19 protein-coding genes are annotated in these 25,573 nt (G+C 40.1%); 15 read left to right on the forward strand and 4 right to left on the reverse strand.

Features of this window, described 5'->3' with window-relative positions:
• The first annotated feature begins 55 nt into the window (after window positions 1-55).
• From LKD48_RS08915 to LKD48_RS08945, 7 genes are all read left to right on the forward strand, one after another.
• Complete coding sequence (locus tag LKD48_RS08915) at window positions 56-1,009, forward strand: ABC transporter permease (protein ID WP_118616007.1); 954 nt, start codon at window positions 56-58, stop codon at window positions 1,007-1,009.
• A gap of 16 nt (window positions 1,010-1,025) precedes the next feature.
• Window positions 1,026-1,910, forward strand: a complete 885-nt coding sequence (locus tag LKD48_RS08920; RefSeq protein WP_308731816.1) for a carbohydrate ABC transporter permease — start codon at window positions 1,026-1,028, stop codon at window positions 1,908-1,910.
• A 27-nt stretch (window positions 1,911-1,937) separates the two neighbouring features.
• Window positions 1,938-3,458, forward strand: coding sequence for an extracellular solute-binding protein (locus LKD48_RS08925; RefSeq protein ID WP_308731817.1), 1,521 nt, complete (start codon window positions 1,938-1,940; stop codon window positions 3,456-3,458).
• A gap of 256 nt (window positions 3,459-3,714) precedes the next feature.
• Complete coding sequence (locus LKD48_RS08930; protein WP_308731818.1) at window positions 3,715-4,056, forward strand: glutathione S-transferase C-terminal domain-containing protein; 342 nt, start codon at window positions 3,715-3,717, stop codon at window positions 4,054-4,056.
• Window positions 4,057-4,232: 176 nt separating this feature from the next.
• Window positions 4,233-5,186 (forward strand): mechanosensitive ion channel family protein, encoded by a 954-nt coding sequence (locus LKD48_RS08935; RefSeq protein WP_227101723.1) that lies wholly within the window; start codon window positions 4,233-4,235, stop codon window positions 5,184-5,186.
• Between the two features lie 101 nt (window positions 5,187-5,287).
• The gene (locus tag LKD48_RS08940; RefSeq protein ID WP_066563810.1) at window positions 5,288-5,623 is read left to right on the forward strand and encodes a PadR family transcriptional regulator; all 336 of its coding nucleotides are present in this window, start codon (window positions 5,288-5,290) and stop codon (window positions 5,621-5,623) included.
• A gap of 74 nt (window positions 5,624-5,697) precedes the next feature.
• Entirely contained in the window at window positions 5,698-7,545 is a 1,848-nt protein-coding gene (locus LKD48_RS08945) for a permease prefix domain 1-containing protein (protein WP_308731819.1), read from the forward strand.
• Between the two features lie 85 nt (window positions 7,546-7,630).
• Here LKD48_RS08945 and pdxT read toward each other — a convergent pair whose 3' ends face one another.
• Together pdxT and pdxS are read right to left on the reverse strand one after the other, a co-directional pair.
• A complete protein-coding gene (pdxT, locus tag LKD48_RS08950) occupies window positions 7,631-8,239 on the reverse strand; it encodes a pyridoxal 5'-phosphate synthase glutaminase subunit PdxT (protein ID WP_308731820.1) in 609 nt (202 codons plus the stop codon).
• Window positions 8,239-9,138, reverse strand: coding sequence for a pyridoxal 5'-phosphate synthase lyase subunit PdxS (pdxS, locus tag LKD48_RS08955; protein WP_308731821.1), 900 nt, complete (start codon window positions 9,136-9,138; stop codon window positions 8,239-8,241). The genes pdxT and pdxS overlap by 1 nt, the downstream gene beginning before the upstream one ends.
• Before the next feature lie 124 nt (window positions 9,139-9,262).
• On the opposite strand from pdxS, the gene pdxR reads away from it, so the two are divergent.
• Window positions 9,263-10,747, forward strand: a complete 1,485-nt coding sequence (pdxR, locus tag LKD48_RS08960; protein WP_308731834.1) for a MocR-like pyridoxine biosynthesis transcription factor PdxR — start codon at window positions 9,263-9,265, stop codon at window positions 10,745-10,747.
• Between the two features lie 110 nt (window positions 10,748-10,857).
• Here the strand turns inward: pdxR and LKD48_RS08965 are convergent, their stop codons facing one another.
• The gene (locus tag LKD48_RS08965) at window positions 10,858-13,305 is read right to left on the reverse strand and encodes an alpha-L-arabinofuranosidase family protein (protein WP_308731822.1); all 2,448 of its coding nucleotides are present in this window, start codon (window positions 13,303-13,305) and stop codon (window positions 10,858-10,860) included.
• A gap of 180 nt (window positions 13,306-13,485) precedes the next feature.
• On the opposite strand from LKD48_RS08965, the gene LKD48_RS08970 reads away from it, so the two are divergent.
• The 7 genes from LKD48_RS08970 to LKD48_RS09000 all read left to right on the forward strand — a co-directional run bounded on the left by LKD48_RS08970 (window position 13,486) and on the right by LKD48_RS09000 (window position 22,971).
• Window positions 13,486-15,444 (forward strand): right-handed parallel beta-helix repeat-containing protein, encoded by a 1,959-nt coding sequence (locus tag LKD48_RS08970; protein ID WP_308731823.1) that lies wholly within the window; start codon window positions 13,486-13,488, stop codon window positions 15,442-15,444.
• A gap of 112 nt (window positions 15,445-15,556) precedes the next feature.
• On the forward strand, window positions 15,557-17,929 hold the full coding sequence (feoB, locus tag LKD48_RS08975) for a ferrous iron transport protein B (RefSeq protein WP_308731824.1): 2,373 nt from the start codon (window positions 15,557-15,559) through the stop codon (window positions 17,927-17,929).
• A gap of 127 nt (window positions 17,930-18,056) precedes the next feature.
• On the forward strand, window positions 18,057-18,461 hold the full coding sequence (locus tag LKD48_RS08980; protein ID WP_066563832.1) for a hypothetical protein: 405 nt from the start codon (window positions 18,057-18,059) through the stop codon (window positions 18,459-18,461).
• Window positions 18,424-18,597 (forward strand): diguanylate cyclase, encoded by a 174-nt coding sequence (locus tag LKD48_RS08985; protein WP_156501023.1) that lies wholly within the window; start codon window positions 18,424-18,426, stop codon window positions 18,595-18,597. The genes LKD48_RS08980 and LKD48_RS08985 overlap by 38 nt, the downstream gene beginning before the upstream one ends.
• A 156-nt stretch (window positions 18,598-18,753) precedes the next feature.
• Window positions 18,754-20,889, forward strand: coding sequence for a TIM-barrel domain-containing protein (locus tag LKD48_RS08990; protein WP_066563834.1), 2,136 nt, complete (start codon window positions 18,754-18,756; stop codon window positions 20,887-20,889).
• Between the two features lie 162 nt (window positions 20,890-21,051).
• Entirely contained in the window at window positions 21,052-22,017 is a 966-nt protein-coding gene (locus LKD48_RS08995; RefSeq protein ID WP_066563836.1) for an ABC transporter permease, read from the forward strand.
• Between the two features lie 18 nt (window positions 22,018-22,035).
• Window positions 22,036-22,971, forward strand: a complete 936-nt coding sequence (locus LKD48_RS09000) for a carbohydrate ABC transporter permease (RefSeq protein ID WP_066563839.1) — start codon at window positions 22,036-22,038, stop codon at window positions 22,969-22,971.
• Window positions 22,972-23,102: 131 nt separating this feature from the next.
• Here LKD48_RS09000 and LKD48_RS09005 read toward each other — a convergent pair whose 3' ends face one another.
• The gene (locus LKD48_RS09005; protein ID WP_066563842.1) at window positions 23,103-25,406 is read right to left on the reverse strand and encodes a helix-turn-helix domain-containing protein; all 2,304 of its coding nucleotides are present in this window, start codon (window positions 25,404-25,406) and stop codon (window positions 23,103-23,105) included.
• Between the last annotated feature and the right edge of the window lie 167 nt (window positions 25,407-25,573).

A 25,573-nucleotide genomic window follows, 5' to 3' on the forward strand; every position in this document is an offset into this window, starting at 1 on the left:
AAAAGAGGCTATAATAAAAGAAAAAAGAGAAATTAAAAAATAAGGGAGGAAAAAAATGACACGTTCAGAGAGTTGGAAAAAGAAGTTTGTGAAATTTAGGCGTCAGAAGGAACTTCAGTTTTTTGCATTAGCTGGAGTTGCATATTTGATTATATTTTCTATTATTCCAATGTTTGGAATCATTCTTGCTTTCAAATCTTATAAGATTACAGCAGGAATATCGGGAATTTTTACTAGCGAATGGGTCGGATTGAAGTATTTCAAAGAATTCTTTTCAGATTATCGATTCTGGGAATTGCTGAGAAATACGATTGTTTTGAGCTCGCTAAAAATGATTTTTGCATTTCCAGTACCAATTATTTTAGCGATTCTTATTTCTGAATGTAGAAATGAGAAATTTAAGCGTGTGATTCAAACTGCAAGCTATTTGCCTAATTTTGTATCGTGGGTTCTTGTTTATGGAATCAGCACAGCGCTTTTGTCACAGGGAAAAGGTGCTATTAATCAATTGTTAGTACATATGGGAATTATTGATAGTGGGATTCCATTTTTAACAGATCCGAATATGTTCTGGGGAACATCAGTGGTACTATCTATTTGGAAAAGTTCGGGATGGTGGGCGATTATCTTTTTGGCAGCGATATCGGGCATTGACAAAACACTTTATGAAGCAGCAAGTATTGATGGAGCAGGGCGATTAAAAAGAATATGGCATATTACACTTCCAGGAATTAAGGGATCCATTATAACAGTGTTAATCTTATCAATAGGGAGCTTTCTTGGAGGAGGAATGGTAGGTTCCAATTTTGAACAGTCATTTTTGATGGGAAATACTGTAAATAATGCTAAGTCCGAAATTATTCAAACATATGCGTTTAAAATGGGAATGGCGCAGGGGCGTTTTTCCTATGCAACAGCTGTGGATCTAGTTCAATCAATGACTTCTATTGTTTTAATTCTCATCAGCAATACAATAGTAAAGAAAATAACGGGAGATGGACTGTTCTAATAGGAGGACAAGGCATATGAAGAAAAAATTAACAGAGGACAAAATTGTAGATATTGTCGTGTATATTTTATTGACAATCGTAGGAATCATAACAGTGTATCCATTTTATTATACTATTATTTGTTCATTAAATGATGGAATGGATTTGATGAAAGGCGGTGTTTATCTATTTCCAAGAAAATTTACATTGGCAAATTATCAGCTGTTTTTAAGTGATGCAGAGTGGACACATGCATTTAGTGTATCGGTTGCAAAGACCATTATAGGAACTCTATTATGTGTAGCCTTTACAAGTATGTTTAGTTATGCATTATCTAGAAAAAATTTGATGTTTAAAAATGTTTACCGTTTTTTGGTGGTTTTTACGATGTATTTTTCAGGTGGATTGATACCATATTATATTCTTCTGAAAGAATTACATTTACTAAATACATTCTTCGTGTATATCATTCCAGGAATGATAAATGGATTTTTTGTTATGACAGGAATTAATTTTTTTAGCTCTATTCCAGAATCAATATTGGAATCAGCGAGAATGGATGGTGCGTCAGAACTTCGCGTCTTGTCAAAAATAGTTCTTCCAGTATCAAAACCGTTTCTTGCAACGTTGGCACTTTTTAGTGCAGTAGGACAGTGGAACAGTTGGTTGGATTCAGCTTATTATGTACGTGATAATAATTTAAGAACATTATCTTATAAGATGATGACAACGATCAATCAGACATTAGCGACTACTGCAAACACAGATGCAGCAGGGCAGATGTCGCAGGCAAATACAGCAACTACATTTACAGTTCAGGCAACTGCTATGGTGGTTTCAATGCTTCCAATCATGTGTGTATATCCATTTTTGCAGAAATATTTTGTGCAAGGAATGATGATTGGTGCGGTAAAGGAATAAAACCTAAAATAAAAGGAGGACAAAGAAATGAAGAGAAAGATGACAGCATTAGCAATGACAGCAGTGATGGCGGTACCGCTTGCAGGACAAGTGACGGTGAAAGCAGAAGAAACGCCAAAATTAACAATTTTTGTGGATGAAACGTGGTGGCCATATGAAAAATGGGAAGGTGCGGTTCCAGAAGAGTTTGCCTCAAGAGTAGGTGCAGATATTGAGGTGATTCGTGCAGCTGATGGCAATCAATTGGCATTAATGGTATCAGGTGGAGATATGCCAGATATTATTTGTTCAAATCGTTACCAGTATTTGGCAGATGAATCAGTTTGCTATCCATTGGATGAGTTAATTGACGAGTATCCTCAGTATACATTTGAGCCAGATGAAACATATCGTTTTGTAAATACGGCAGTTGATGGCCATTTTTATACAATAGGTTGTGGTTTTTCACCAGATTATGAGTATGCAAAATGGGATAAGATTTTGGTAGAAGGACCAGGATTCATGTATAGACAGGACATTGCGGATGAGTTGGAATTAAAGTTTGAAACACTTGATGACTTGGACAATGCATTTGCAGCAGTCAAAGAAGCGTATCCAGATATGACAACATGTGCTTTTAATTGCGCTCATAAATTTAATTGGTTGCTTCAACAGATGGGATTGGCAGGAAGTGGATATGTAGAAGCAGACGATGGAACACTTCAGTGGTGGTTAGAGCAGGATGGACTACTGGACTACTATAAGAAAGTAAATGAGTGGTATAGAAATGGATATATTTCAGCAGAAAATTTTGCATATCAGTCTGAAGATGAGACCAAAGAGGTATGTGTAGGCGGAAAAGCATTTGCAAATTTTGGCTATGATAATCATGCTGATAATTATAATACTGCAATTGCTACAAATGGAGATGATTTTACATTTAGTTTGGTAACTAATGAATTGAGTGATGATTGTAAGCAGTTCAATACTGGATGTGGTGGTCGTGGATTGTATATTACAAAATCTTGTAAGAATGTGGAAGCTGCATATAAAACCTTGGCATATGCGTACAGTGATGAAGGAATGAAACTCCTGATGTGGGGAATTGAAGGCGAGGACTATACATTAGATGGGGATGGATATCCTGTTTTCAACTATGATTTTCAGGGAGATAATAGCGTGCTGCAACCAAGAGGATTAAAATATTGGGGATGGTTGGTACACAATAACATCGTTACGAGTATTGCAGAGGCAAATTCAGACTCTCAGACAGCAGAGGATAGGAAAAATTTGAGTTCACATACAGTTGTAAATCCAGTCATTGGAATGATTCGTTTTGAAACAGATTCAGATGAAGCAAATATTCAGGCAAAATTAAATGAAATGTGTTCGAATCAGCAAACGAATATTTTTATGGCCGACTCAGAAGAAGCGTGTGAAGCTGCATTTAATGAGATGTTAGATGTAGCAAAGCAGATTGGTATGGAAAAGTTGGATGAGTATGGAAATGCTTCTTATCCAGAATTAAAGGCAGAGTACGAAAAGGTAACAGAATCCGTGGCAAAATAAGGGAATAGAATAAGTTAAAAAGTAAGCTAAGAGGACGGTGGCTCATTTACTGTCCCTGTGGCTTGGAAGTAAAAAAGAACACTTGGATTTGGAAATCAAATTAATTTTAAAGCGTCAGGAAAATTGTATTAAAACAATTTCTCTGACGCTTCTTCCTTTGTTGATATAGAAATTACTTATTGCAGACAAAACATAAACAAAGCGTAAAAATGTTAGAGAAACTGACAGTCAGGCATAAGCCGAGGAGGAAAACACAATGAGTGAATGCTGCAGTTTTGCACCAGAGGAAGCAAAGAAGGAAGAATATACTGTATATACAGATGAACTTGCAAAAGAGGTTGGAGTTGATCCAAGACCAAATGAAACATTAGTAGAGATTGATGAGTTTAACGACTGGCTGTTTCCACACATCAACAACAGTCACTATCGCATGGCATTTTGTCAGTCACTGGAGGCATATGATGAAGCTTATGAAGATTTTTATGAATCACTTGACAAATTGGATAAATGTCTGGAAACAAACCGATTTTTATTCGGAGATTACATTACCGACAGCGATGTACGAGCATACGTCACACTGGCTCGCTCACTTCCATAGATGCCCCAGTCTGGATGATCGGAGTGCTGTTTATTATAGAGTCGCTCAGCATAGTTGTAGTCTGCAATCTTTAATATGTCAGCACTTTTTCTTCAACATATAAGTTTAATTAAGGATGTTGGCATTTTGGTGAAGTATATGATATATTTTTGTTAGCAGCAGGAAAGGAGAAAACAATGAAAAGTTTTAATTGGTTCAACGATTTAAGCTCAATTTTAACTCAGGATTTAGCAACTGCAGCAGTTGAGGAAACAGAGCCTGAAAGTATGGAATTTCTGGCGAATGAGCTTGGCGATAAGGTGGAAAAGCTAAGCCAGATTTCATGGAAAGAAATGTTTGAGAGGTATGTGCCGGTTGTATGTGACTATTTGCTTCGCATTGCATTAGTATTAGTGATCTTTTTTGGCGGCAGAAAGCTGATTAAAAAGATAGTAAGCTTATGCGATCAGGCATTAAAACGTCATGGCATGGAGGTGACTGTGCGCCGCTTCTTTTGCAACGTGATCAATGCACTTGGTTATATTTGCATGTTGGGCATATTGCTTCAGACGGTAGGACTGACGGCAACATCGCTGACTGCACTTGTAGCATCTGCTGGTGTTGCAGTTGGTCTTGCGCTTCAGGGAAGCCTTTCTAACTTTGCAGGAGGCGTGTTGATTTTACTGATGAAGCCGTTTGTCATTGGTGACTACATTGTGCAGGGAAATACAGAAGGCACAGTAAAGGAAATCGGTCTGGTATATACAGAATTAATTACAGCAGATAATCGTCTTATTGTGATTCCAAATGGTACGCTGATAGACAGTAGTATTGTCAATGTAACAGCAACGGGAAAGAGGCGTCTTGAGTTATCTGTGGGAATCGGATATAAGTCCGATTTAAAAAAGGCAAAGGAAGTACTGATCCGTCTGGGAGAAAATGATCCTGCAAGAGATCCGGAAAATCCCGTCAATGTATTTGTGTCAGAGCTTGCCGAAAGCTCCGTAAATTTAGGACTTCATGTGTGGGTTTCATCATCAGAATATTGGAATGCAAAGTGGCGCCTAACAGAAAATATTAAGATGGCATTTGATGAGGAAGGAATTGAAATACCGTTTAAGCAGGTTGAGATTTCAGTAACGAAAATGTAATAAAGTGAAAAAAACTTGACAGCAACCATATACCATGATAATCTATACATAGATATACTAGGTATTGGCTGCGAAGTTTATTCAAGAAGGAAAGGAGTATTATGAGCGTTAATAAAGAATTGGTAAAGGGAAGCACATCTATGTTAGTACTTGGTGTGCTTGAGGAGAAGGAAATGTATGGCTATCAGATCATTAAAGAATTGGAGCAGCGTTCTGAAACAGTTTTTTCCCTGAAAGAAGGAACACTTTATCCGATTCTTCATGTGCTGGAGCAGGATGGCTTTCTGGAAGCATATTGGGAGGATACGAGCTCAGCGAGAAAGCGCCGCTTCTATAGGATTACAAAAAAAGGGAGAAAAGAGCTGGACAGACAGAAAGAGGAATGGAAGGAATATGCAGGAGCAGTAGGAAAGGTGCTGCAGCTGCAAAATGCGTAATATGCGAAAAAGTGGCATGGCGCTTTGATGAATATTTCTGATCTAAAGTATATGAGGAAAGGGAAGGTAATTTTATGAGTGGTATGGGGATGAATGGTGCTAATCAGACAGATAATGGACATATAGAAAAGATGAATGCCTTTCTTGACCGGGTAACAGAGGAAATTGTTGGCTTGAGAGAAAAAAAGATGGTTCGTGAGGAGATGGAAGATCACATTGAGGACGAGGCATTTGAGCTCATGGACGAGGGAATGAATGAGAGCGCAGCTTATGTAGAGGCGGTGAGTCGCATGGGTGATGCAAATGAGCTTGCGCATGAACTTATGCTTGTGCATCCATACGATTCCAACAATGGTTTTAATAAGATGCTTACCGTCCTTTGGATTGGAATTTTCTTAATCTGGCTGCCAGATGTCAATAACATGCGACCAGATGCGATCAGTTGGATAGGAACATATATTATGATATTTTCCTTATATCGCATGAGAACAATCAGCAAGTCATTTCGCAAGGCGTTTTATGCATCATATGGATTGGGCTTACTGATGCCGATTACTGTCTTGGCACAGACACAGCCGTATGCAATTTTGCAGACAATCTTGCGAGTGGGAAACATGATTGCTTCCGGAATTGTTCTTATGATGATGGCAAATTATTTAGATGCAGCAGTAGAAACAGAATTAAATAAAGACGATGGCAGTATTGCCTGGGTGCTTAAGGTCTATATTTGCGCAGAGACCCTTCTGATATTGATTCTTAACGCGATTCATGGATTTCCAAAGGAAAGTGTCAATATAAATGTAAATGGTACGTGGGGCTTTCTTATTATAATTGGAGTGATTGCACTTAAAATTTGTGATATTTTGTTTATTATCAAAACATGGAAGATCAAGCGTATTTTGCAGGAGGAATCTTACGCTGGAATTGAGCCATTTTCATGGAAAAAAATTTGGGGTTATTTAATTCCACTCGTGGGCATGACACTTTTACCAGCGCTTGTCAGTATAGCAATTTCCATCTGGCCAGTACATGGCAAATATATGATGAATCTGCCAGAAAAAGAATTTTCACAGCTTTCAAATGAGGAGGCGAAGGAGCAACTTTTATCCATACTTCCAGAAGATGAGAAGACAGAGCTAGAATCATACGACATTTTTTATTTTGACAGACGAGGAGAAGGAAACTGGGAAATAAGCGAAGAAAATCCAAAGATGTGGCTGCTTCGCGGCAAACGTGTGGTGCCGGATATTGCAAGGGGACAGCAGGAACGCGTAGCTACATTTACCGTTTGGGAAAATCCAAAGGTTGGCTTTAAGGCGGCCAGTGGATTTTGGATTGCCGGACGATATGATATGGGCGATGATATAAAAAAAACTTGCCATCAATCATTTTTCGCCTATGAAAAAGATGGAATGTTGTATGAATTTGAGCCAAGCCGCGTGTGGGAGATGTCACAAAAAACCATTGCCGAATATGCATTAAACCATGGTGCAGACCGTGTATACTGTTATCAGGCGCTGACGGTGTGCTATCTAGTTGACTACAATGTTCAGGTTGGCTATGAGGCGGCAATTCAGCATTCACCGATTCGCATTCCGTATGATGATTTTGTTGTAAAAGAGGATAGCAGAAGCGGCGGATATGCGATCACTGAAATGGTCACACCGAACAACCAAATTAGCCTGTTAGACTATGGAACTGTGAGAACACAATCGAATTCTGTGTGGGAAAAAATCGGTGGAATTGCTCATTTTGCTGGAGAGGAAGGACCAGAGCGCCATAATTTTTATCAGTATAATTCGTATGGTGATTGGTTTGAGGATTTGTATCAAAACGGTGAGTGGGATACATATGATGATGACAATTGGCCGGATGTCAGTGAATCAAGTGCCCAGTGGCAGGATTATGAGACGGGAGTGTAACCTATATATAATATGATGCTGGAGCCAGAGAATGTTGTCTCTGACTCCTTATTGGTTTATAACAGGCACTTGAAAGTTCGTGACTTCAGTCAGGAGTTCTTGCTTTCACGCAGTTAAGAAACGCCTGATGAATGCGTGTGTCTGGATCCAATTCCGGATGAAATGCAAATGCAAACTGATTCTTGTAGCGTACTCCCACGATACGGTTATTCACAACGGCAAGGATTTGACCATTACCAGAAGCAAGTGCATCCTTATCCATTTCTACAACGTATGGTGCGCGGATAAAGGTCATCGGGACAGCACCTATGCCTGCGACATCTGCTTTTGCATGAAAACTTGATAATTGTCTTCCGTAAGCATTTCTTCTGACGCGGACAGGCAGTGTGCCAAAATATGAATCTGGTTGCCCATCAATTTGTCCATCAATAACAGAGGCTAAAAGAATCATTCCTGCGCAGGTTGCAAGGACTGGAAGACCGTCCTCGATCTGCTTTTTTATTGTGTCAAACATGCCAAGCTCACGAAGGAGCTTTCCCTGAACGGTACTCTCTCCGCCTGGAAGAATCAACCCGTCATAATGCTTTTTTAAATCCTCTGCCTGACGCAGTTCTATGCAGTCTGCACCGAGAGAGCGAATCATTTTTTCATGCTCTGCAAAGGCACCCTGCAGAGCGAGAACTGCAATTATCATTATTTACCTCTTTCTGCCATTAAAAGTGCGATTTCCTGTTCATTGATTCCGACCATAGCCTCACCTAAATCAGCGGAAAGCTCAGCGATCATCTTTGCATCTGTATAATTGGTGACAGCCTTTACGATTGCGGCGGCACGCTTTGCAGGATTGCCAGACTTAAAGATACCAGAGCCAACGAACACACCCTCAGCGCCAAGCTGCATCATAAGAGCAGCATCGGCCGGAGTTGCGACACCGCCAGCAGCAAAGTTGACAACTGGAAGGCGACCATTTTGGTGAACATACAAAACAAGATCATAAGGAACCTGCAGCACCTTTGCAGCCTCAAACAATTCATCCTCGCGCATAGAGGTCAGCTTTTGAATCTCGCTGTTCATCTTTCTCATATGGCGAACAGCCTGCACGATATCACCAGTTCCAGGCTCACCCTTAGTACGAATCATAGAAGCACCCTCATTGATACGGCGAAGTGCCTCGCCCAAATCCTTAGCACCGCAGACAAACGGAACACGGAAATTTCTCTTATTTATATGGTATACATCATCAGCCGGTGAAAGAACCTCACTCTCATCAATGTAGTCGATGTCGATTGCCTCGAGAACCTGCGCCTCAACAAAATGACCGATACGGCATTTAGCCATAACAGGGATGGAAACAGCTTCCTGAATGCCGCGAATCATCTTCGGGTCGCTCATACGGGAAACACCGCCAGCTGCGCGGATATCAGCCGGGATACGCTCAAGTGCCATAACAGCACAAGCACCAGCAGCCTCCGCAATGCGTGCCTGTTCCGGTGTCGTAACATCCATAATAACGCCGCCCTTTAGCATCTGGGCTAGCTCCTTATTTAATTTATAACGTTCAGTTGCAGTAACGGAAGTATTTGTTGTATCCATAGTGAGATTCTCCTTTTCCAAAGCTTTACTTTTGCTTTGCCTTGCATTATACTGACAAAGTGGATATAAGAAAATCCCCAAAATAAATATATTCAGTAAGGTCAGATTGGAGAAAAAAGATCAGATGTTGACATATAATTTAACCGCGACAGGGTCAGATTCACTTTATGAATCACTATATAAATGCATCAAAAACGACATTTTACAAGGGAAATTGTGCGCTGGTGAGAAGCTGCCATCAAAACGCAGTTTTGCGAAAAATCTGGGTATAAGTGTAATTACCGTGGAGAATGCCTACGGTCAGCTTTCAGATGAAGGTTATATTTATTCGATGCCAAAACGCGGCTTTTATGTGTCAGATATTGATATGGTGGCGGCACGAGGCATTAACATGAAGGGTATTAGCAAAAGTGCAGACAGAAATATTTCTGGTGATAATTATATTTATGGTATGGAATCATTTAACGAGGCAGCTTCATCGTTAGCCAAGTCTTCTTACTTTGCTGACTTTTCAAGTAATCAGACTGACAGTGAGATTTTTCCATTTTCAATCTGGTCAAAAACAGTTAGAAGTGTATTAAATGATAATCAAATTCAGCTGATGATCAACTCACCGTGCGCAGGCATTTTGCCTCTTAGAAATGCCATAGCCCACTACTTAAGGGATTTTCGAGGTATGCAGGTGTTTTCACATCAGATTATCATTGGTGCCGGAACGGAATATCTCTACGGCCTTTTGATTCAACTTCTTGGAAAAAATTTGATATATGGCGTGGAAAATCCAGGTTATCATAAGATTGGTAAAATCTGCAAGAGCATGGGCGTGACCTATCGCCATGTCGATATGGATGAGTCTGGTGTGTCTATTCACGAATTAGAGGAAAAGAAAATTGATATCATTCACACCTCGCCGTCACATCATTTTCCAACAGGAATAGTAATGCCAGTCAGCCGCCGCTATGAGCTACTCGGCTGGGCTGCGAAAAAAAAGCAGCATTATATAATAGAAGATGATTATGACAGTGAGCTTCGATTAAGCGGAAAGCCATTTCCGACATTGCAAAGCATTGATGTTTCAGGAAAGGTTATCTATATGAACACCTTTACAAAAACACTTGCATCCACGGTGCGCATCAGTTATATGGTGCTGCCTGAGGATTTGGCAAAGCGTTTTTATAGTGAACTATCCTTTTATTCATGTACCGTATCCAATTTCGAGCAGTACACATTGGCACAATTTATGGAAAATGGAAGTTTTGAAAAGCATATAAATAGACTGAGAAATTATTATCAGAACAAGCGAGATGCGATCCTAAAAGAGCTAAAAAGCGGTTCAATCGGAAAATATATCACGATACAAGAGGAAGAAGCAGGAGTGCATTTTCTTATGCATATCCAGTCGGACTGCACAGAGGCAGAGATTGTCGAAAAGGCAAAGGCAGGCGGAGTAAAGCTAGATCCGCTGTCGCGCTACTACATAAAGAACACAGAAAAGCATGAACAAAACGGACAGGAGAATCCGTATGAGAATACTTATGTAATGAATTATTCTTCCGTTAATATGGAAAACATAAAGAAAGTCGTGCAGGTGCTGAGTCAACTAGGGTGACAGGTGCGGTGGCTTGGAAGTAAAAAAAACACTTAGATTTGCAGACTATTCGATTTATTATACTCATAAGAAAGTAACTTATGAGTATAATAATCGGAGGTAAGCATTGCTTATTTTTTCTTTAATTTTAACACATTGACGGAAAGACCTGGGGCAGTAAAGGTAAAACATCTGCCAGCACCAGTTAACATTGTTGTTGTATCATGAACTTGGTCTGGATTGTCAAGGGAGTTTTCAAAATCAGCTTTTCCAGTGAGCTGCGAAACCTCATACTCTGATTTTACATCACAATCTATTGAAATGCAGACTGGATCATCTGTCTCGGAGAAGTTGACAATTTTTATTATTACACTATCGTCAGTATCAGTCGTGACAGAACACATAGATTGATAATGCGGCAGTTCAACAGTATCGATAAGTTTACCATTTAGATATAGACTGACTGCAGTTTTTGTAAGCTCATAGTGAAACTCATTATATTCTCCATAGCGAAGTGAAATTTGTTTTGGCTCTGAATATTGCGTAAGGGAAATGCCGCCGCGATAGAGAGCAGCAGTATTGCCTTCAACAATCCAGCGCAGAGGCTCTAGATTAAAAAGCATCCATGGATCCTTTGGATTCGGATCAGTTCGGTCATAATAGCTGAATGGCTTTGGTGAACACAACATACCAACGCCGATTCGTTTTCCTTTTTCAGCCAAAATTTGAACAGTAAAGCTGCCTTCGCGGCTTTCTACATCATTACCTAGAGCAATGCCAGGTAAAATTTGACTTCGAATTGACTGATTAGTAAATTCATCGGCATCATTTTCCTGTAAAACATATGAATCATTGTCCTGTATGGCTTTTCCATGCAGGCTTTTTGTTGGAAAAACAGGTATACTATTGAAAACAGCATTTTTCCAGGTTAATCCACAATCACCGTTGATGACAGGAAGACCATGCATGGATAGATAAATTTTTTCGCAGGATTCTTTGGAGGAAACTACCATGTCACCGCGATTCGCACCAAATAGTTTGAAACAATAGTAGCTTGGAATAACATAGCTTCTGCTATTATCAAACATTATGAGATTTGGATACCAGGATTGGTAATGAACGTGAGAAAATAGTGGAGCATAAGAACAAAGCTTTACAACATCTTGATTTCGTTCAAAACCAACCATAAACATAGCTTCTGAGATTGCAGCGCGCAGCTGTCCCTCATAAGTTTGGTTTACTGCAAATTCACCGACAAAAATGTTGGGATTCTTGCGGCTGTAGTCATCATAAATATCAATATTTTCTGCAAAAAATTCAGGCATATTGTAATAATGATCATCTACAATATCTGTTTTTATTGTTTCGCTTCTTGTGTTGGAGACAATAATGATCTGAGGATAGCGTTCAAGCACAGCTTCTCGAATGCGATTAAAGCAAGCCTCATATTCAGGACCACTATTTTCATTGCCAATCTCTAGATATTTAAGGGAAAACGGTTCTGGATGACCCATTTTTGCACGCAGACTGCCCCAATGTGTTTGGCTTGAACCAAGTGCATATTCTAAGGCATTTAAGGTATCGTTGATAGCAAACTGCATTTGAGCTTCGTTGAAATAATAAGGACCGCGTCCCTGACAAGTCATACCACAGTTGCACACATAAAGAGCAGAAAGCTTTAAATCCTCACATAACTGCAGATACTCATGGAATCCCAGACCATTTGTAGTTCGATAGTGCCAAAGAAGCCAGTGGCTTGGACGTTCCCAAACGGGACCGACAGTATTACAGAAAAACATAGCTGTTTCAAGTGTAAAGCCTTCTACGATGCAGCCGCCTGGAAAACGCAAGAATGAAGGATGCATTTGTTCAAGCTTTTCTGCAAGATCCTTGCGAAGTCCGTGACCGTGAAATGTTTCTGCAGGCATAAGAGAACAAAAGCCAAGGTAAAGGGTTCCTTTTTCCTGACATTGAATGGAGAAAGTAGCATTTCTTGCTGTTTCAGTGGCCAGAAATTGTGCATCATAGCGTTTCCAATTAGCATCGTTTATGATGATATCGCTGCTGCAGGATGTTTGATTATTTATTTGAATGGATACCGTCAGATGCAGTGTTTGTTCTGATTTTGCAAACAGATAGAAATTATATGTATCTCCTTTTTCTTGATTAATGCCATTATATCCGATGTTATAGATTTTGCCATTTTCCTCAAAATCAACTTGAAGAGAAACGCGCCGATTATCATTGAGTGTATTATCTTTATTAAGCTGCATGTCTGCATTTTCGGAATACCAGGCAGGAATTGTGGTTGGTGCAATTTTTTGTGATGCGATCCAGTCATTCATTCCCTCGCCATTGTTGAACTCATCAATCCATCCTGTTGGAGAAGTAAATGTTTTGCCATTATCGTTTGTGATACAGCCATCGGGAAGCAGAGAATCCTCAAAGGAACGATTACGAAGCATCTCTGGATACAAGCCGCCGTCACCAGCATGGCTGATATCTTCAAAAAATAAGCCGTATAGATCTGGAGCAACAGGAAAACGTTTTTCCTGCGTTGAAATAGTAAGTTGACTCATGATAAAACCTCCTTATATATTTGTGTTACAGTCTATATAAACAGTAACATAGTTACATAGTAATACAACAAAAGTATAAAATAATACATTCTAAAATGATAAAAATAGTAGTACTATATGCTATAGTTTAACGTTTTTCTTACAATAAATCAAGTACAAAATATCAAAAAGGAGGAAAAAATGAAAAAAGATATTATGTCAGTACTTCCAGATGGAAGTGAATTTGTCAGCTGGGAAATGCCGTGTAGTTATGATACGGTGATTCATGTAAATCCAGCGCATAAGATGAGTGCAGACAATAATGATGGAAGCAGTGAGGCACCACTAAAAACAATTTCAGAGGCTGCAAGGCGTGCTGTGGCAGGTACAAAGGTTGTTATTCATCAGGGTACTTATCGCGAATGTGTTCGTCCTCAGGCTGGAGGAGAGGGACCAGAAAAAATGGTTTTATATGAAGCTGCAGGGGATGGAGATGTTGTTATAAAAGCTTCGGAAGAAGTGACTGAGTTTGAAAAAAGTACGGGCTGGATAATGGGAGAAATAGAAGGTGAGGAAAAAACTCCGATAATTTGGTGTCATCATTTAAACCCAGAGCAATTTAAAGGATATAATCCGTTTTGCGCAGTTAATATTTTGCATGACAGGTTATTTATTGAGTATGATAAAACAGATATGACACCATATTTAAATCGAAGAGGCATGGTATTTTGTGATGGAAAACCACTTGTACAGGTAGCACTTTATCGTCAGATGACAGAACAGCCAGGAAGCTATTGGGTAGAAGCAAATGGTCAGACGATACATTTTCGACTGGAAAATGATGAAGACCCGAGAATGCATACGATTGAACTTACATGCCGAGAGCAATGTTTTGCACCTGAGATTCCATTTCTTTCATATATTCATGTTAAAGGAATCACGTGTGCACATGCAGCGATGGGAGCACCAGTTCCGCAACGTGGAGCTCTTTCATGCATGCGCGGTCATCATTGGATTATTGAGAACTGCACAATTGACTGGTCAAATGCAGTTGGAATTGATATTGGAAATGAATGCTGGCATCATGATATTTTACCGGATCAACAAATCGGATATACAATTATTAGAGGATGTCATATCAAGGATGTTGGTGTTTGCGGAATTGCAGGATTATTTGCAGAGCATGTGCTTATAGAGGACAATTTAATCGAAGGAACAGGATGGCAGAAAATGGAATTGTCCTGGGAAGCTGCGGGTATAAAACTGCATAACAGTGTGGGAAGTCTGTTTCGTCGTAATATTTTTAAACGAACATATCGTGCCGATCATTTGTGGCTTGATTGTGGAAATGAAAATAACCGCATTACACAAAATTTGTTTTTAGATGGTATTGAGCAAAGAGAGGCAGTTTTTATTGAGTGCAGCAGAGATGAGACAAACTTGATTGATAACAATATTTTCTGGAACATAGAGGGCAGGTTTGACCAGGAAAAAATCCCGAAGGAGCCTGGTTCAAGTGGCTGGTATAAGCTGCGTGAACACGATGTGGTAAATGGATATGGTGTGTATGGTGAAGGAACTGATCATCTGTATCTTTCTAATAATTTCTTTGGAAAGTGCAGAGGTTCTGGATATTTTGCAAAGCCAGTTTCATTTCGCATGGAGCAGGATATGATGCGAGGCGGAACGGGACGTGATACTAGAATTTTTAACAATTTTTTCTATGAATGTGGTCAGTCTGCAATTACATTTCCTACACAGCATAATGAGGCAGAAAATAACTGTTATGCAAATCAGCCTTCTGGATATTTGCGTGTAATGTATCCAGAACCAGAGGTATGCTTGGATTTAAAAACATGGAAGGAATTTTATGGTTTTGATCAAAATGGACAGACTGCCTGGGTTTGTGTTAAGGTAGATACTGAGGCATATACCATTACATTTGATGAGGCAGCTAAAAAGCCGGTCTTTTTCCATGGACAGGAAAAGAGAATAAATCTGATAGACAACGCAGAGAAGTTAAAGCCAGTATCAACAAATACACTCACAGCAGGAGATTTCTTTGGGGAAGCTAGAGGAGAACAAAGTTTTCCAGGACCATTTACATCAATAGAAAACAAAAAGGTTTATTCTATTGACCCAAGAAAAAAGATTTATTAAACTATAAATGAAAAATATTTTCAATAACTATTTTCAAATCCATCGTGAATTGTTATAATGGCTTCTGAAAAAGACATCAAAGTCGATATATTCACAAAGGAAGTGACATAATATGACACTTAAGGATCTTGAAATAGGAAAGACAGCGGTTGTCACCGTTGTTGGAGGAGAAGGTGCGCTGAGGCAGCATTTTCTTGATATGGGTGTGATTCCCGGAGTTTCGGTGACGGTGGTTAAGCTGGCGCCGATGGGCGATCCGATGGAGCTTAGAATCCACGGATATGAGCTGACTCTTCGTCTGGCAGATGCAGAGAAGATTTTAATTGATGAATCTTCTGTGACAAAGTCGGATGACAAAAGGGAAAAGAACACAAAAAATATTTCCAAAGAGAATGCTGTGACAGAGCATCCTGGTCTTGGTGAAGGCGGACGTTTCCACCAAAAGGCAGATGAGCATCCAGTTCCTAAGGGAACAGTATTGACATTTGCGCTTGCAGGAAATCAAAACTGCGGAAAGACAACACTTTTTAATCAGCTGACTGGTTCAAACCAGCACGTTGGAAATTTTCCAGGCGTGACAGTTGACAGCAAAAATGGTCAGATTCGAAATCATCCTGATACGCTTGTGACAGATCTGCCCGGCATTTACTCAATGTCTCCCTACAGCAGTGAGGAGATTGTGACAAGAGAGTTTATTATTAAGCAAAAGCCTACCGGCATTATAAATATCGTGGATGCCACAAATATTGAGCGAAATCTGTATCTGACAATGCAGCTTTTGGAGCTTGATGTGCCTATGGTGCTTGCACTCAATATGATGGATGAGATGCGCGGAAATGGCGGATCTGTACGCATCAATAAATTGGAGTCTATGCTTGGTATTCCAGTTGTCCCAATTTCAGCAGCAAAAAATGAGGGTATTACAGAGCTTATAAACCATGCAATTCATGTGGCGCAATATCAGGAAAAGCCAAGCCGACAGGATTTTTGCGATGAAAACAGTCATAACGGAGCAGTTCATCGATGCCTTCATGCAATAATGCATCTGATCGAAGATCATGCTGTTAGGGCAGGTATTCCGGTGCGTTTTGCGGCAAGTAAGCTTGTTGAAGGCGATCAGCTTGTTGAGCAGGCATTAAACTTAGAGCAAAACGAGAAGGAAATGATTGAGCATATCATTGTGCAGATGGAAGAAGAGCGTGGACTTGACCGCGCGGCATCCATCGCAGACATACGTTTTTCATTTATTCAAAAGCTGTGTGATCAGACAGTGATTAAGCCAGGTGAAAGCAAAGAGCATGAAAGAAGCCGGAAAATCGATGCAGTATTGACTGGACGTTATACGGCACTTCCAATGTTTGCTGCAATCATGGCACTTGTATTCTGGCTGACATTTGGTGTGATCGGCGCAGGACTTCAAAATGTGATGGAGATTGGAATTGACTGGCTGACGCAAAAGACAGATGCTGTGATGACGCTATGGCAGGTCAATGATGTGCTTCATTCTCTTGTAATTGATGGTATATTTAATGGTGTCGGAAGTGTACTTAGCTTTCTTCCTATTATTGTTACACTGTTTTTATTCTTATCATTGCTTGAGGATAGTGGTTATATGGCACGAGTTGCCTTTGTCATGGACAAGCCGCTTCGTAAGATTGGCCTTTCCGGACGAAGCATTGTGCCAATGTTGGTTGGATTTGGATGTACAGTGCCTGGTGTAATGGCGACAAGAACACTGCCGTCAGCGCGCGACCGTAAGATGACGATTATGCTTACACCATTTATGAGCTGTACGGCTAAGCTTCCTATCTATGGATTTTTTACATCGGTATTTTTTCCAAAGCAAAGCGGTTTTATCATGATTGGTCTTTACTTTTTAGGTATAGCAATGGGTATTTTAACAGCTGTTATTTCCAGAAAGACTATGTTTCATGGAGAGGCTGTTCCATTTGTAATGGAGCTGCCAAATTATCGTCTTCCAGGAGCAAAAAATGTACTCCAGCTGATGTGGGATAAAGCAAAAGATTTCCTTCAAAGAGCATTTACTGTAATCTTTATGGCATCTCTTGTAATCTGGTTCTTGCAGACATTTGGATTGCATTTAAGCATGGTAGCAGATTCAAAAGACAGCATTTTAGCTGCAGTGGCAGGTGCAATCGCACCAATCTTTGCACCGCTTGGTTTTGGTGACTGGCGTATCTGTACATCTTTAATTGCAGGATTTATGGCAAAGGAAAGCGTTGTTTCTACACTTTCAGTATTGTTTGGAAGTACAAAGACATTGTTGGAAGTACTCTCGCCGCTGTCAGCAGCATCTCTTCTTGTATTTTGTCTTCTGTACACACCATGTATTGCAGCAATCTCTTCCATTAAAAGAGAGCTAGGAACAAAATGGGCAGTAGGCATTGTGCTATTCCAGTGTGCTGTAGCATGGGTGGTAGCATTTGTAGTTCATTTGATCGGAATGGCAATTTTGGCGTTATAATAAAGGGCAGTCGAAAGACTGCCTTTTTTACGTTGAAAATCCCTGTACGCTGTGATTAAAACAGAGGGCAGGAAATTGTTCAGTATGAGTATGATGTTCCAAAATCGCAGAATGAAAAAAATGGATAATGATGTTAAAAACACATTGGGTTGATTTTGAAATCTTTGCCGATGATGTAAGTCTTTATCGCACAGAAGGAAAGCGAACAGGTTTTGTCCATTTATTCGAGGTTCCAACAGGAAAGAAGCTGACGGTTCAATTTTTTCATGTCTCAGAAAAAGCAGCAGATGCAATTGAGCAGTCAGATTTTCAAATAGGAAATCGAAGCGGTATATATCGTATGATTTTGGTCAAAAATATTCATGCTGGTATATTTGCTGTGTTTGCAGCAGTGTCGGGATTTACAGCCATATTTGCAGGCTTTTATATGCGTAAGGCATGGACAAGGCAGATATGCGAAAGTTTGATATGTCTTGGTGCTTTTAAAAGAATGTATGCAGCGCGTGAAAGAAGCACTTGCAGCGGCAGATAAAAAGACTGATATTCCGATTTCAGCAGCGATGGGATATGCATGGAGTGATGATCCTGACAAGGATACAGAAAAACTGCTGCAAAGTGCAGATGCTAAGATGTATGAAAATAAGCAGATGATGAAGAGGCTCTTTTGAAAGAATTGTCATTTTGCAAAAATGTTTTTGAGTATGATATTGTAAAAATTAAGCAAGTGTAAATAATCAAAGTATTTTTCAAGTCCGCTTGATGTTAGAATGATGGTATCAGGCGGACTTTTGCTTACGCTATTAATACGGAAGGAATGGAAAAATATGGAGACAAGTAGAAAGCAAGAAACAGGATTAAAAGAAGAACAGAAATGGGAACGGATCGCATTAGGCGTCTGGAAGGTGCGTTTTGGAACACCATCTGCGTACACTCCAACTGCGCACAGAAGTAATGAAATCAAGACGGAAGCGCTGTCAGTGCTTTCGGCAGAGCAGGGCGCAGAGCCACAACTTCCGTTTGGCACAGATGATGTTAATATCAAGCAGACAACACGTGGAATCGTGGTGACACTTCCGATGAATACAAGTGAGGATATCTTTGGATTTGGCTTGCAGCTTCAGAGCGTCAATGCAGCGGGAAGAAAACGCTATATAAAGGTAAATTCAGATCCGAAGATGGATACTGGAGAAAGTCATGCACCTGTGCCGTTCTATGTGTCAACTGCCGGATATGGTCTATTTGTGGATACATATCGCTATGCTACATTTTATATGGGAACTAGTGCCGAAAAGGGTGCCTCTGCAATGAAAAAAGAAGTGAATCAGCCGCACAAAGAATTTAGTGAGTCAGCATTGTATGCATTTAAGCGAGCAGAGGAAGAGCGAAAGGTAATCATTGAAATTCCGTCAGAAAGCGGCATTGATCTGTATTTTTTTGCAGGTGATATTAAGACGGCAGTTCAGCGTTATAACCTGTTTTCAGGTGGTGGTTGTAAGGTTCCCATGTGGGGGCTTGGCATGTGGTACCGCGTGTATGGCGGTAGCGATCAGGAGCATGTGAAAAAATTGGCATCACAGTTTCGAGATGAGAAGATGCCGATTGATGTGATTGGATTAGAGCCTGGCTGGCATTCTCATTCATATTCCTGTACCTATGAGTGGAGCAATCTTTTCCCAGAGCCGCAAGACTTGATTGATGAGCTGACGCAGAGCAATTACCACATTAATTTGTGGGAGCATGCATTTGTTTACCCGGCAGCAAAAATTTATGACAAACTAGTTCCATACAGCGGCGATTATGAGGTGTGGAACGGTCTTGTGCCAGATTTTTCAATGGAAGAGACTTGTGAGATCTTTGGTGACTGGCATGAAAAAGAGCTGATTGACAAGGAAATTACCGGATTTAAGCTCGATGAGTGTGATAATTCAGATTATAATCCGTCCTGTTGGTCCTTCCCAGACAGCACCGAGTTTCCAGGAGGAATGGATGGTGAGCAGATGCACAATGCAATAGGACTTCTTTATCAGCATATGCTTGAAAAAGTATTTCATAAGAAAAATATTCGTACATTCTCGCAGGTTCGTTCCTCTGGTGCACTTGCGGCACCAATGCCATTTGTGCTGTATTCTGATCTATATAGTCACAAGGAATTTATTCGTGGTATGGTAACGTCATCGTTCTCAGGACTTTTGTGGGCGCCGGAAGTGCGTGACTGTGCAAATGGTCATGATCTGCTTCGCCGTGTGCAGACCGTTTGCTTCTCAGATCATGCATTGTTAAATTGTTGGCGAATCCCAAATGCACCGTGGAAGCAGGTAGACATTCAGAAGAATTTAAACAACGAGCTAATGGAGGAAGCCCAATATTATACAGACGAATGTCGAAAGCTGTTTGAGCTTCGTATGTCGCTTGTGCCATATCTGTACAGCGCATTTGAGGAGTATCAAAAAACAGGACTTCCGCCAGTGAGTGCCGTAGTAATGGAATATCCGCAGGATGAGGCAGCGAGAAATCTGGATGATGAATATTTCTTCGGAAAGGATCTTCTTGTATGCCCGCTGACACTTGAGGATGGAACTAGCCGTGAGGTTTATCTTCCAGAAGGTAATTGGTACAATTTCTTCACAGGAGAAAAGATCGAAGGTGGAAGACGTCTTGTGTTGGAAGCTGACTGGAATGAGATGCTTGTTTTTGCGCGTGACGGTGCACTGGTTCCGGTAGCAGAGCCTGTGATATGTGTCACAGAGGATACTGTATTTAATATCACAGTAAAGAGCTTTGGAACAAATAAAACAGGAAGCTGTGTGCTGTATGAGGATGATTTTGTATCATTTAATTATGAATCTTTGGTTGCAAAGAAGCAGATTAACGTCACTGTCGGTGACAATGGTAAATTTATCGTATCTGGTGCGAAAACAAGTACAAAATATCACTTTTTGAACTGTATCGTAAAAGATTGAACTGTAAAGTAAGATATTTATAAACATCTGCGCCTTGTAAAACAGGCGCAGAATTTGTTATGAAATCTAACGGATTGTAAAAGGCGGTAGCTTTTGGGATTTTTTTTCAGCAAAGAGTGCGCTACAATGCAGACAAGAAAACAAAAAGAGAGGTGGAGCTTTATGAAAGCAAAAACAAAAACAAACCCTCGCAGTAAAAAGGGGGATGGTATCATCAAAAATCTTCTGTATGATATCCGCTACAATCCATATCTGTGTCTGTTGGCACTACCGGCAGTCATCTGGTTCTGCGTATTTTCTTACGCACCATTAGTGTATTTGATAGCTTCCTTTAAGAAGTACTCAGCCGTTAAGGGACTGTGGGGAAGTGATTGGGTTGGCTTTAAGAACTTTAAGGCATTCTTTGGTTCCAAGAACTTCTATACGGTAACGTTTAATACCTTATATTTAAATGCACTTTTTATTATCAGTTCCATGCTGGTATCAATTTTGATTGCAATTGCACTTTCTGAGGTATCAGGAAAGTGGTTTAAGAAGATTACACAGTCAGTTGTCATTCTGCCGCACTTTATTTCATGGACAGTCGTTGCACTTCTCTGTGAGGCACTTTTAAAGACAAACAATGGTTTTATTAATAACATCTTAGCAACACTTGGATTTGAGAGAATCAACTTCTATCAGAATGCAGATGTATGGCCGGCACTTCTTACATTCTTAAAAGTATGGCAGGGTGCAGGTTATGGCTCTATTGTGTATCTGGCAACTATCACAGGTCTTGATCAGGAGATGTATGAGGCTGCCAGAGTGGATGGTGCAACAAGAGGTAAATGTATCCGTTACTTGACACTTCCTTTGTTAAAGTCAACTGCAGTCATGCTGTTTATCATGAGCATCGGAAAAATCTTCAATGGTGATTTCGGTATGATATACAACTTGGTATTAAATAATACCATGCTGTACCGTACAACAGATGTAATTGATACATATGTATACCGTATGTTAGTTGAGTCAAGTAACATCGGACAGTCTTCTGCGGTATCCTTGTATCAGTCTATTATGGGTCTTGTGATCGTTCTTGGAACAAATGCATTAACGAAGAAGTTAGACCCAGATTCTGCATTATTCTGATGAGGGAGGGAAAGTAAAATGGCAAAGAAAGAAAAACAAAAGAAGCAATATGATGCGAAAAAGCATATTCAAATGACAGGAAGCGACCGTGTGATGAATGGAGGCTTTTATCTGTTTATCACAGTGTTCTCGATCATTTGTCTGATTCCGTTTTTGTTAGTTTTAGGTTCCTCATTTACTGCAGAGCGTGCATTGACACAGAATGGTTACAATATCTGGCCGTCTGAGTTTTCGCTGGATGCGTACAAGCTTGTATTCGTCAGTGGCGATATCCCGCAGGCATACCTTATAACTGTTGGAACAACGATTGTCGGAACTTTTTTCTCAATGGTATTTACATGTGGTGCGGCATATGCGATGTCTGTAAAGAATTTTAAATCAAGAGGCGTGCTGGCACTGTTTATCTACTTTACTATGCTGTTTAACGGCGGTTTAGTAGCAAATTACCTTCTGACAACAAAGTTTTTACATTTGCAGAATAACATTCTTGTTTTGCTGCTTCCTAGCTTTTGTAATGCATGGAACATTCTTCTGATGAGAAATTTCTTCAGCGGAATTCCAGCTTCTCTTGCAGAGTCTGCAAAGATTGATGGTGCAAACGATATCACAATTTTGATTAAGATTATAATTCCGATTTCCCTTCCGGGAATCGCTACGATTGGTTTATTCTACGCACTGACATACTGGAATGAGTGGTATAAGTGTCTTCTGTATATCGACTCCAGCCACAGCCAGTACTACACCTTACAGTATTTGATTCAGCAGATCTTACGTCAGGTAAACTATGCAGCAAACCAACCGGCAGAGGCAGTAGGTCTTAATTCGCTTACACTTCCGACTTATGCATATCGTATGGCAACCATAATCGTTGCAATTGGACCAATTATCCTGCTGTATCCATTCTTACAGAAGTATTTTGTACAGGGTCTGACAGTTGGTTCCGTAAAGGGCTAAGAGAGAATAATAAGCAGAAATGCAATGTAATTGTAATAAAAAGGATAAGAATTGAAAGCATAAAAAAGAGCATCCGTCAGGGTGCTCTTTTTGCGTGATGGAAAAGCTTCAAGTAATTTAAAATAGTTGAATTACTGCTCATTCTGCTTCTTTTCTTTTCGGTACTCATTTGGCGTGGTGCCCATATGCTTTTTAAAGAATGTGAAGAAATAGTTCTTTGTTGAAAATCCAAGTTGATCGCTGATATCTTGAAGACTTGTGTTTGTGTCTGCAAGAAGATGGCAGATCAGTTCAAGTTTTTTTTGAATGATGTAGTTTGAAAGTGAATCGCCAGTGTTTTCCTTGAAAATGCTTCTAAGATAGTTGACGGATAGATGAACCTCGCCTGCTAAGAAGACAACGGAAAGATTTGGGTTAGACAAATTGGAATCAACTAGCTCTAAAATTGTATGAATAAGCTCTGGCTTTTCGCTGCTGTGACTCTTAATCTCCGCCAACTCTTCAATGTCTTGTTTTCCACGATTTAGAAGATAATTTTGAATCGTGTTGATGTCAAGCTGAGTTAAAATGGCGATCTCCCAGGGGAGCGTCTGAACCATCAGATCATTTGCATTTTCAAAACGTTGCATTGCAACCTCAAACTGAAGAATAGAGCGAATCGTCTGATCAAGATGAAATTGCCTAATTACATTGAACAAGTCAGTCAGTGCATTTGAGAATGCGTCAAAATCTGTATTTTTTAGAGCTGCGATTGCGGCAGAATCCAGTTCATATGGATAATGCTCGGCTGCTGGCGATGGCAGAGAGAGTTCATCAGCAAAGTGGATGGAGCCATCTCCAGTAAGGAAACGTCGATTCAATGCATCCTGCGCGCTGCGATGGGAGAATGACAATTCATCTAGGTCTCTTACACGCTCACTGACACCGATTGACAATGTAATTTGGAAGGTACTCTGCATAAATTCCTGTCCTTCAAGTAAAATGCTTCGCAGTGTCTCATTTGTTGCATCATCGTGATTGACAAAATAGATAACGCTTGGGAAGAACATATCCATATTTATAAAGAGAACCTTAGATTCCATTAGCTCATTAAAAACATTGCTTATGGAGTAGCGAAGAAGACCAATTCCGCCTGAATCCTCCTTTTGGCTGGAGGAAAAGTCGATGCTTATGACAACGATCTGGCTGTATGCGTGGCAGAAATACTGGTTTAGTGCTTCGTATTCCTGCGGATAAATCTGGTTTGCATTGATTCCGTTTGTCATAAGGCGCTTTAAGGTAATGCGATCCTTTTCCTTTAGCCAGTTGTTGCTCATCGCCTGAAGGTGTGCATTTGCTGTAGTAATATTTTGGTAAATGCCTGACAAATACGTAAAGTCATCCATGCCTGCAGTTTGTACAGTTGTTTCAGTAAGTGCAGAGCTGTTTGTGATCGTTTCCTTGAACAGGCGAAAGGGTTTGTAGACGATCACGCTAACACCGAAAGTAACTAGCATGCCGAGTACGATGAAACATACACCATAAAGTAGCACAACCCAGATCAGATGATTTGATGTGTAGAGTGCATTTTGATTGAATACAGAGTAATATGTCAAATCCATGCCGCTGTTATGTAAATAGACAACTCGACTTTTTAGTAGTCCAGAGCCTTCCAAGAAATGATCCGTTTTTGAAACACGCTCGGTGATTTTTTTGTAGGTATCATCATCATTTACATTTGTACCCCACAGCTCTGGGTCAGATGAAATAAGCACATCGCCATCACCACAGACCTCAAGGATGTTGATATAATCGCTTGACTCAAGCTGAATCATTTCCTCATAAGCATCACAGTCAATGTTTACAACAATTGCACCTAGCTTTGAAGTATGGATAATCAGTGAAAATACGCGCTGAGAGGCAAATTTAGGACCGCGGGACACCCATCTAGGCAGACCATAATAGAAGGCGATGTTCGGAGTATGTTCCTGCAAAAAGGTGAAAAGCTCCTGATCGTAGTGCGTTTCAATTGGGCTACGGTTATAGGCATCAAGTACAGTTCCAGTTCGAAAGTTAATGAAGTAAAGTGAATGAATCAGTGAACTTGTCTGCTTCATCTGATCATAAATTTTTCGCCCCTGTAATCCTGTTGTTTGCGTATAATCAGTGGAATACAAAAGCGCTGACATATCGGCATCTTCCATAATTTTAAAGCAGCTGCTGGCGATATCCTGCAGTACAGATTGATTTAGCTGGTAGGCACGGTTGATGCTTCGCTCCTGCATATCAGATAGTGTATGTCTGTAGTCATCATTTACATAGTATGTGATTAACGCAGAAAAGAGCAAAAACAAAGCGGCCGATACTAGTGCGTATGTGTGAAAAAGCTGTTTAAAATAAGAGTGCTTTTTTAGCTCTTGCCGGTATAGCGTGAGAGGGGAGTGATGTTGTTTCATAAAAAACCATACCTTTCCGTTCTATGTGTAGTTTTTTGCCGAACTTAATTATTGTAATTGTATCATTGGTACAAAAGTTTGACAAGCATTTGCATCTTAAAAAATGAACTTCAATTTTCAACACTGGGAAAAATAGTTAAAAAATCAACTCATAGTGCATTTTTATA

The sequence above is a fragment of the Anthropogastromicrobium aceti genome, from assembly GCF_020687335.1.
Lineage (GTDB): Bacteria > Bacillota > Clostridia > Lachnospirales > Lachnospiraceae > Anthropogastromicrobium > Anthropogastromicrobium aceti.

Coding starts and splice junctions, on each gene's coding strand:
- LKD48_RS09000 (WP_066563839.1), top strand. CDS start 22,036: ATGGCAAAGAAAGAAAAACAAAAGAAGCAATATGATGCGAAAAAGCAT.
- LKD48_RS08980 (WP_066563832.1), top strand. CDS start 18,057: ATGATGTTAAAAACACATTGGGTTGATTTTGAAATCTTTGCCGATGAT.
- LKD48_RS08940 (WP_066563810.1), top strand. CDS start 5,288: ATGAGCGTTAATAAAGAATTGGTAAAGGGAAGCACATCTATGTTAGTA.
- LKD48_RS08945 (WP_308731819.1), top strand. CDS start 5,698: ATGAGTGGTATGGGGATGAATGGTGCTAATCAGACAGATAATGGACAT.
- LKD48_RS08990 (WP_066563834.1), top strand. CDS start 18,754: ATGGAGACAAGTAGAAAGCAAGAAACAGGATTAAAAGAAGAACAGAAA.
- LKD48_RS09005 (WP_066563842.1), bottom strand. CDS start 25,406: ATGAAACAACATCACTCCCCTCTCACGCTATACCGGCAAGAGCTAAAA.
- LKD48_RS08915 (WP_118616007.1), top strand. CDS start 56: ATGACACGTTCAGAGAGTTGGAAAAAGAAGTTTGTGAAATTTAGGCGT.
- LKD48_RS08965 (WP_308731822.1), bottom strand. CDS start 13,305: ATGAGTCAACTTACTATTTCAACGCAGGAAAAACGTTTTCCTGTTGCT.
- LKD48_RS08985 (WP_156501023.1), top strand. CDS start 18,424: ATGCAGCGCGTGAAAGAAGCACTTGCAGCGGCAGATAAAAAGACTGAT.
- pdxR (WP_308731834.1), top strand. CDS start 9,263: ATGTTGACATATAATTTAACCGCGACAGGGTCAGATTCACTTTATGAA.
- LKD48_RS08920 (WP_308731816.1), top strand. CDS start 1,026: ATGAAGAAAAAATTAACAGAGGACAAAATTGTAGATATTGTCGTGTAT.
- LKD48_RS08935 (WP_227101723.1), top strand. CDS start 4,233: ATGAAAAGTTTTAATTGGTTCAACGATTTAAGCTCAATTTTAACTCAG.
- feoB (WP_308731824.1), top strand. CDS start 15,557: ATGACACTTAAGGATCTTGAAATAGGAAAGACAGCGGTTGTCACCGTT.
- LKD48_RS08925 (WP_308731817.1), top strand. CDS start 1,938: ATGAAGAGAAAGATGACAGCATTAGCAATGACAGCAGTGATGGCGGTA.
- pdxT (WP_308731820.1), bottom strand. CDS start 8,239: ATGATAATTGCAGTTCTCGCTCTGCAGGGTGCCTTTGCAGAGCATGAA.
- pdxS (WP_308731821.1), bottom strand. CDS start 9,138: ATGGATACAACAAATACTTCCGTTACTGCAACTGAACGTTATAAATTA.
- LKD48_RS08995 (WP_066563836.1), top strand. CDS start 21,052: ATGAAAGCAAAAACAAAAACAAACCCTCGCAGTAAAAAGGGGGATGGT.
- LKD48_RS08970 (WP_308731823.1), top strand. CDS start 13,486: ATGAAAAAAGATATTATGTCAGTACTTCCAGATGGAAGTGAATTTGTC.
- LKD48_RS08930 (WP_308731818.1), top strand. CDS start 3,715: ATGAGTGAATGCTGCAGTTTTGCACCAGAGGAAGCAAAGAAGGAAGAA.